Below are 6,534 nucleotides of genomic sequence, written 5' to 3' on the forward strand. Positions count from 1 at the left end.
GCAACCACGACGAGATCGGTGAGGGGAAGGGTCCGTACGGAGGCCGTCGCATCGACGAGCCAAACCCCGGCGGGAACGGAGTCGTCCGTTCGCAGGCCCAGCGGGAGCGCTCCGCGTCACGCGATCGAAGGATGCCTGGCCGTCATGACCGCGATCGCGGTCATGACGGGCACCGGATACTTGGCGCTGCGGGCCCTGGGCGCCGACGGGACAGCGCCGCTGACCCGGCTCGTCCCGGCGATCACCAGTCTCGCCTTCGGCGGGACGATCGACCTGGCTTCCGACATCGCACCGAAGGACGGCGCAGGCGGAGGCATGCTGGGCATGCTCGGTGGTGGCGGCGGTCTCGGCCTCGCTGTCACCGGCCAGGTGAGGGCCCTGCCGCTGATGCTCACGTTCCTGGGAGCGGCCGTGCTGGGCCTGTGCTTCTTCCGGCCGCTGCGCCGCCGGACGCGACCGACGCCCGCGCTGCTGATCGCCCGCACCGGCGGGGCGCTCGGTGCCACCGCCGTCATCGTGCCCGCACTCGCACACCTGGCCCGCGGCACGCTGAAACTGCCCGAGAGCGTTGCGGACGAGCTCGGCAGGGGCGGCTCGGGCGGCCGGCTCGGCAGACTGACGGGGGGCGGCGGGATCCCCTCCGTCGACTTCACCACGGACATGGTGCTGACCGGGTTCTTCGCGGTGCTCGGAGCGGCGCTCGTCATCGGCGGTGGCTGTGTGGCCGCCCGCCGCACGTCGCTGCCCGGTCCCGTTGCGCTCAGCCGGCTGCGCCTCAAGTGGAACCCGGTCGCCTCGACCCTGACCGGGATCTGCACTGCCCTGTGCACCGTCGCCCTGTTCCTCGCGCTCCTGGCGGCCGCGGCCGCGGCGACCGGACGCGACCAGGCGGCGAAAGCCGCGGGGGCGCTGCTCCTCGCCGCCCCGAACCTGATCACAGCCGTTCTCACCTCGGGCCTGGGAGCGTCCTGGCAGGCCGGCGTGGAGCGGCGACAGCCCGGAGGCGGCGGCATGATGGGCGGCCTCGGCGGCCTCGGCGGCATGGGAGGTACGGGGGGTCTCGGCGGTGCGGGCGGCTCCGGCGGAGGGAACCGGCAGATCGACCTGAGCGGCAAGACGGTGGCCGGCATTCCCCTGTGGCTGTCCGGCCTGACGCTGCTGGTGTGCCTGCTGGTGTACGCGGGCTATCGCACCGCCGCCCGTACCCCGGCGCGCACGGCCCGTGAGGAGTCCGAGGCACTGCTGGGCCGGCACCTGGAGATCGCGTTGCGCGCCGGTGTGGCCGTCGGCCTCGGCGCCCTGGTGCTCTGCCTGGTCTCACAGGTGTCCGTGGGGATCGGCTTCACCCTCATGGACAACGAGATGGGCGGGATGGACGCGGGCCTCGAAGGTTCCGTGCGGCTCTCGGCCCTCACCGGCTTCGTCCTGGCCGGTTTGGCCTGCTACGCGGGCAGTCGCCTCCATGGACTGCGGGCCGGCCGCCAGAAGGCCCGCACGCGACCCGGCCGAGCGGGCACCGGTGCCGAGCGCGTCCGCAGTCGCTCACAGGTTCGTGGGGTTTCCTCTGATGCGAGCCCCAGACGTCCGTGACCGACACGAGGACACGACCTGTGTCCGGGGGCCGGTCCGGCCGGCGCCACTGCCCGGCCGGACCGGCCCCCGGACACCCGGTACAACGAAGCGGAACGAATCAGCCATGACATCAGCACGCGCAGCACGCCGTGGGTCCTCGCCCAGGGGACACCTGCTCGTCGTCGATGACGAACCGACCGTCCGTGAACTCCTTCCGGCCGCCCTGAGCTACGCGGGATTCGACGTCGACGTCGCGGCGGACGGGGAAGAAGCCCTGGAGATGGCGTCCCGTCGTCCCCCGGACCTGGTGCTTCTGGACGTGATGCTGCCGGACATCGACGGCTTCGAGGTGATCCGACGGCTGCGCGCCCAGCCCCGCAGGACCGGTCAAGGGTTCGGCGGCGACGTGCCGGTCCTGTTCGTCACCGCCCGCGAGACCCGGCAGGACCGGATCACCGGCCTCACCCTCGGCGGCGACGACTACATCACCAAGCCCTTCGACCTCGAGGAGCTGATCGCCCGCATCCAGGCGGTACTGCGCCGCACCAAGGGCGAGCCGTCGACCGCGTTGGTCGTCGGCGATCTCGAACTGGACCCCGAGGGACATCTGGTGACCCGGGCCGGGCAGCCGGTGCGTCTGTCACCCACCGAGTTCCGCCTGCTGCACTTCCTGATGGCCAACGCCGAGCTGACCATGTCCAAGGCGCAGATCCTGCAGAACGTCTGGCGCTACGACTTCGACGGGGACCCCAGCATCGTCGACACGTACATCAGCTACCTGCGCCGCAAGGTGGACCGCACCGAGCCCAGACTCATCCACACCGTGCACCGGATCGGATACGTACTTCGCGGGCCGCGGGCATGAAGACGCCACGATCACTCGGAAGCCCGCGCTTGTCGGCAGGGCGCGCGCGGCGTGCCCTCGCTCGTACGTCCCTTCGCACTCGCCTGCTGTGCCTTGCCATCGCCTTGGTCGCGACCGGACTCCTCGCAGCGGGCGCCGTCGTCAGCACCGCCCTCGACGACTACCTGCAGGGCCGGGTCGACTCACGATTGACGACCACCGCACAGATCGCTGCGCGTGTCACACCACCGCCCGGCGCTGGCGCCCCGCAGAACGTGCGGGTCCTGAGCTCCTTCGAGGACACCACCGTGGCGTACGTGGACGATGAGGGCGTCCCCCGGCACACCTTCGATTCCACCACCGCCGCTCCAGGGGGCGGGCCGCAGCTGCCGGATCTCGACCGGGAAGCCGTGCTGGACCGTGCGGGACACCCCTTCACCGTTCCGGCACGCCACGGAGACCACACCTGGAGGGTCGTCGCGCTGACCCGCCCCGACCAATTGATCAAGCCGGCGGGAACTCCGGCCGACCGGGGCAGCGTCATCGTGGCGACGTCGTTGGACGAGGTGGACCGCACCGTCCAGAGGACCTGGACCGTGTCCCTGACGGCGGGCGGCGTCCTGCTCGGCGTGCTGGCCCTGGCCGGTTGGTTCGCCGTCCGTTCCGGGCTGCGGCCGCTGACCCGGATCGAGGAGACCGCCGAGGCCATCACCTCGGGTGATTTCTCGCACAGGATCCCGGAAACAGCCGGTCCGCACACCGAGGTGGGACGACTGACCACCTGCCTGAACCGGATGCTCGACCAGATCGACACCGCGTTCCACGCGCGGGCGGAGGCGGAGTCGCGGATGCGGCGCTTCTTCGCGGACGCCAGCCATGAACTGCGCACGCCTCTCGTCGGAATCAAGGGATACACGGACCTGTACCGGATGGGGGCCTCACGGACCCGGCGGGACACCGACCACATCATGAAGCGGATCGCCGAGGAGTCGGAACGCCTGACCCGGTTGGTGGGCGACATGCTCCTCCTGGCCCGCCTGGACGAGGCCGCACAAGGCCCGGTCACCGGGATCGGCCCCGCGCCCGCCTTCCCGCTCGACCGCGCCCCGATGGATCTGCGCACCCTGGCGGCCGATGCGATGCACGACGTACGGGCGCTGGACGCCACACGCCCGGTCACACTCACCGGACCGAACGGCGGCAAGCCCGCCACGGCGCAAACGCTCGCGGACGAGGAACGTTTGCGACAGGTCGTCACCAACCTGGTGGGCAACGCGGTCACACACTCGCCCAGTGGTACACCGATCCGGATCGGTGTGGGCGTGGAGGACGGAGCCGCGGTGCTGGAAGTCGCCGATCAGGGGCCGGGCCTGACTCCGGAGGAACGGCAGCGGGTCTTCGAGCGGTTCTACCGTGCCGACGCCTCGCGGAGCCGTGCCACCGGCGGCGGAGCGGGACTGGGCCTGTCCATCGTCCATTCCCTCGTCACCGCGCACGGAGGTGACATCGAAGTCGACACCGCCCCGGGTGAGGGGTGCACCTTCCGGGTGAGGCTCGCCTTGTTGGAACAGATGGACTGAGGCGTCCGCACCAGTGCCGCGCGGCCGCGGACAGGCAGTGCGGAGGGCATCGGTGCCGTTCTGCCAGAGCCGGTCTGCCGCCTGCGGGTCGAGCGCGTGGGCGGCCAGGCCCCCGGGCCGGTCCTCGTCGCCGCGGACGGTCCGTGCCTCCTGGTTGTCCTCGAAGTAGCGGCCGGTGACGCCCTTCAGGAGAGGCGACGCTGCCAGCAGGACGGAGATGGCGGCCCCCTGCTCGGGAGTCTTGTAGTACGGCAGCGGCTTCACGTTGCCCTCCCCATCCATCACGCCGAAGGCGCGCATGCTGTCGTCGTCGAGGTGCCGCTGCAGGCCGGTGAGGATGAAACCGGGATTCAGCGCATTGGCCGTGATCCCGTCCGCCGCCCAGGGGCGGGCGCCCACCGTGAACAGGACATCGGCGGACTTGGACTGCCCGTATGCCACACAGGAGTCGTAGGGCCGCCGCTCGCAGTGAGGCTCTGGGCGTTCATGAAGAGCCCCAGGCCCATCACCACCAGGACGAGCCGCCGGGTCCGTGGCTGCTGCACGTCGAGGAAGGTGGCGTCGAAGCTGGTCAGCGCCCAGGTGCTGAGCACCGCGACCAGCATCACGGCGGTTTCGGCGGCGCCGCGCCCGGACAGCTTGTCGTGCAGGTGGTGGGCGAGTTGGTCGACGGAGAAGACGAAGACCAGGCCGAAGAACAGCTCCAGCGGGGAGACGTTCCGGCGCAGGCCGGCGAACGACGCGCCGCTCACGTCGGCACGCCGTTCCGGGGCCCGGTGCGGCCGGCATGGGCTCACGATCCGGCCACGTGACAAGCTGCGCAACCCGGATCCTGACGGCGGATCAACCCGGAACGGTTCGGGTCATGGCCGGTAGGCGTGCTGGAGGACGGCTACGAAGAAAGTGGCGGCAAGGAAAGTGATCGTGCCCAGCGCGAGCAGCTTTGTACGGTCCTTCATCGCTTCCGTTTTCCGAGAAGCCGCAGCCCGTGTACGCGGGGGCGTACCCGGGCTGCGAGGTGGGGCGCCGCGATGCCCTGGTGTCAGGCCGCGAGGGTCTTGCGGAGGGCGTCGAGGCCGTCGCGGTAGATGCCGGTGAAGAGGTCGACGACCTCGTCCTCGGTGGCGTTGTCGGGGTTGAAGCGTCCGGACCACTGGACCTCGGCGACGTCGTCGCGGCCCGGGACGCTGTGGACCCGGAGGGTGGAGACGTAGCCGTTGACGGGGAACGGAGCCTGGAGGATGGCGTAGCTGTAGTGGCGTTCGGCTTCGTTGAAGTCGACCAGCCGCTCGATGATCGTGTCGCCGTCGGGATTGGTCAGCCGGCGGACGCGGCCGCCTTCGAGGGCGGTGCTCTCGGGGATGTAGGGGAGCCAGTCGGGCAGGGCGTCGAATCCGCCGATGAGGTTCCAGACCTGCTGCGGCGGGGCCGGGACTATGCGGCTGACGGAGGTGGAAGCCATGATCCTTCTCCTGAAGGTCGTGCTGTGTGGGGGGTGGGGAAGTGGGAGGTCAGGCGCCGTTCGGGAGCGGGGCGGCAGCGCTGACCAGGCCGCTTGCACGGAGCTCGGTCCAGAACGCGGCCGGGATGTCCTCGTTCAGCGCGGCGACGTCCTCCGCGATGCGGCTCGGCCGGGTGGCGCCGGGGATGACCGCGGCGGCGGCCGGATGGGCGAGGGAGAACTGCAGGGCGGCGGCCTTGATGCTCACGCCGTGCTTCTCGGCGAGCGCCTTGAGCTTGCCGACCCGGTCGATGATCTCCGGCGGCGCCTGCTGGTACTCGAAGTGGGTGCCGCCGGCGAGGATGCCGGAGCTGTAGGGTCCGCCGACGACCATGTCGACGTTCTGCTCCTGGGCCATGGGCAGCAGGCGCTGGAGGGCGTGGTCGTGGTCGAGGAGGGTGTAGCGGCCGGCGAGGAGGAAGCCGTCGGGCTGCGGCTCGTCGAGGGCGAGGGTCAGCTCGATGGGTTCGGTGCGGTTGACGCCGAGACCCCAGGCCTTGATGACGCCCTCGTCCCGGAGGCGGGACAGAACGCGGAAGGCGCCGGTGCGGGCCTCCTCGAACTTCTGCAGCCATGCATCGCCGTGGAAGTCCTGGGCGATGTCGTGGACCCAGACGATGTCGAGCCGGTCGACACCGAGGCGCCTGAGGCTGTCCTCGATGGAGCGCTCGGTGGCCTCGGCGGTCCACTCGTGCACGATCTTGTTCGGGTTGCCGTGCTCGAAGATCCCGCCCTTCTCGCCGAGGTCGCGGGCGCCTTCCTCCAGTTCGTCGAGGATGACGCGGCCGACCTTGGTGGACAGGACGTAGGCGTCGCGGGGCTTGGTGGAGATGACCTTGCCGAGGCGCTCCTCGGAGAGGCCGGCGCCGTAGAAGGGGGCGGTGTCGTAGTAGCGGACGCCCTGGTCCCAGGCGGCCTCGACGGTGGCAGTGGCCTCGTCGTCGGGGATCGCGCGGAACATGTTGCCGAGCGGGGCGGTACCGAAGCCGAGACGGCCGGGAAGGATTTCCTTGAGGGACATGAAAGTGCCTTTTCGA

6 protein-coding genes are annotated in these 6,534 nt (G+C 70.6%); 3 read left to right on the forward strand and 3 right to left on the reverse strand.

What is annotated here, in order from left to right; genetic code table 11:
* Positions 1–144 precede the first annotated feature (144 nt).
* The 3 genes from H0H10_RS24270 (at position 145) to H0H10_RS24280 (ending at position 3,996) form a co-directional block, all read left to right on the forward strand.
* Complete coding sequence (locus H0H10_RS24270) at positions 145–1,590, forward strand: streptophobe family protein (protein WP_188183212.1); 1,446 nt, start codon at positions 145–147, stop codon at positions 1,588–1,590.
* Positions 1,591–1,696: 106 nt separating this feature from the next.
* Positions 1,697–2,437 (forward strand): response regulator transcription factor, encoded by a 741-nt coding sequence (locus tag H0H10_RS24275; protein WP_188183213.1) that lies wholly within the window; start codon positions 1,697–1,699, stop codon positions 2,435–2,437.
* Positions 2,438–2,541: 104 nt separating this feature from the next.
* A complete protein-coding gene (locus H0H10_RS24280) occupies positions 2,542–3,996 on the forward strand; it encodes a sensor histidine kinase (RefSeq protein ID WP_373566863.1) in 1,455 nt (484 codons plus the stop codon).
* A 350-nt stretch (positions 3,997–4,346) separates the two neighbouring features.
* On the opposite strand, the gene H0H10_RS24285 is transcribed toward H0H10_RS24280, so the two are convergent.
* From H0H10_RS24285 to H0H10_RS24295, 3 genes are all read right to left on the reverse strand, one after another.
* Positions 4,347–4,748, reverse strand: a complete 402-nt coding sequence (locus H0H10_RS24285; RefSeq protein WP_188183215.1) for a low temperature requirement protein A — start codon at positions 4,746–4,748, stop codon at positions 4,347–4,349.
* Between the two features lie 290 nt (positions 4,749–5,038).
* Entirely contained in the window at positions 5,039–5,458 is a 420-nt protein-coding gene (locus H0H10_RS24290; protein WP_188183216.1) for an SRPBCC family protein, read from the reverse strand.
* A 49-nt stretch (positions 5,459–5,507) separates the two neighbouring features.
* Entirely contained in the window at positions 5,508–6,518 is a 1,011-nt protein-coding gene (locus H0H10_RS24295) for an aldo/keto reductase (RefSeq protein WP_188183217.1), read from the reverse strand.
* Positions 6,519–6,534: the final 16 nt, after the last annotated feature.

The organism is Streptomyces griseicoloratus (assembly GCF_014534645.1).
GTDB lineage: Bacteria > Actinomycetota > Actinomycetes > Streptomycetales > Streptomycetaceae > Streptomyces > Streptomyces griseicoloratus.

What these genes read in the sequence shown, in the direction of transcription:
- H0H10_RS24270 (WP_188183212.1), top strand. Translation starts at nt 145, where the DNA reads ATGACCGCGATCGCGGTCATGACGGGCACCGGATACTTGGCGCTGCGG.
- H0H10_RS24275 (WP_188183213.1), top strand. Translation starts at nt 1,697, where the DNA reads ATGACATCAGCACGCGCAGCACGCCGTGGGTCCTCGCCCAGGGGACAC.
- H0H10_RS24290 (WP_188183216.1), bottom strand. Translation starts at nt 5,458, where the DNA reads ATGGCTTCCACCTCCGTCAGCCGCATAGTCCCGGCCCCGCCGCAGCAG.
- H0H10_RS24295 (WP_188183217.1), bottom strand. Translation starts at nt 6,518, where the DNA reads ATGTCCCTCAAGGAAATCCTTCCCGGCCGTCTCGGCTTCGGTACCGCC.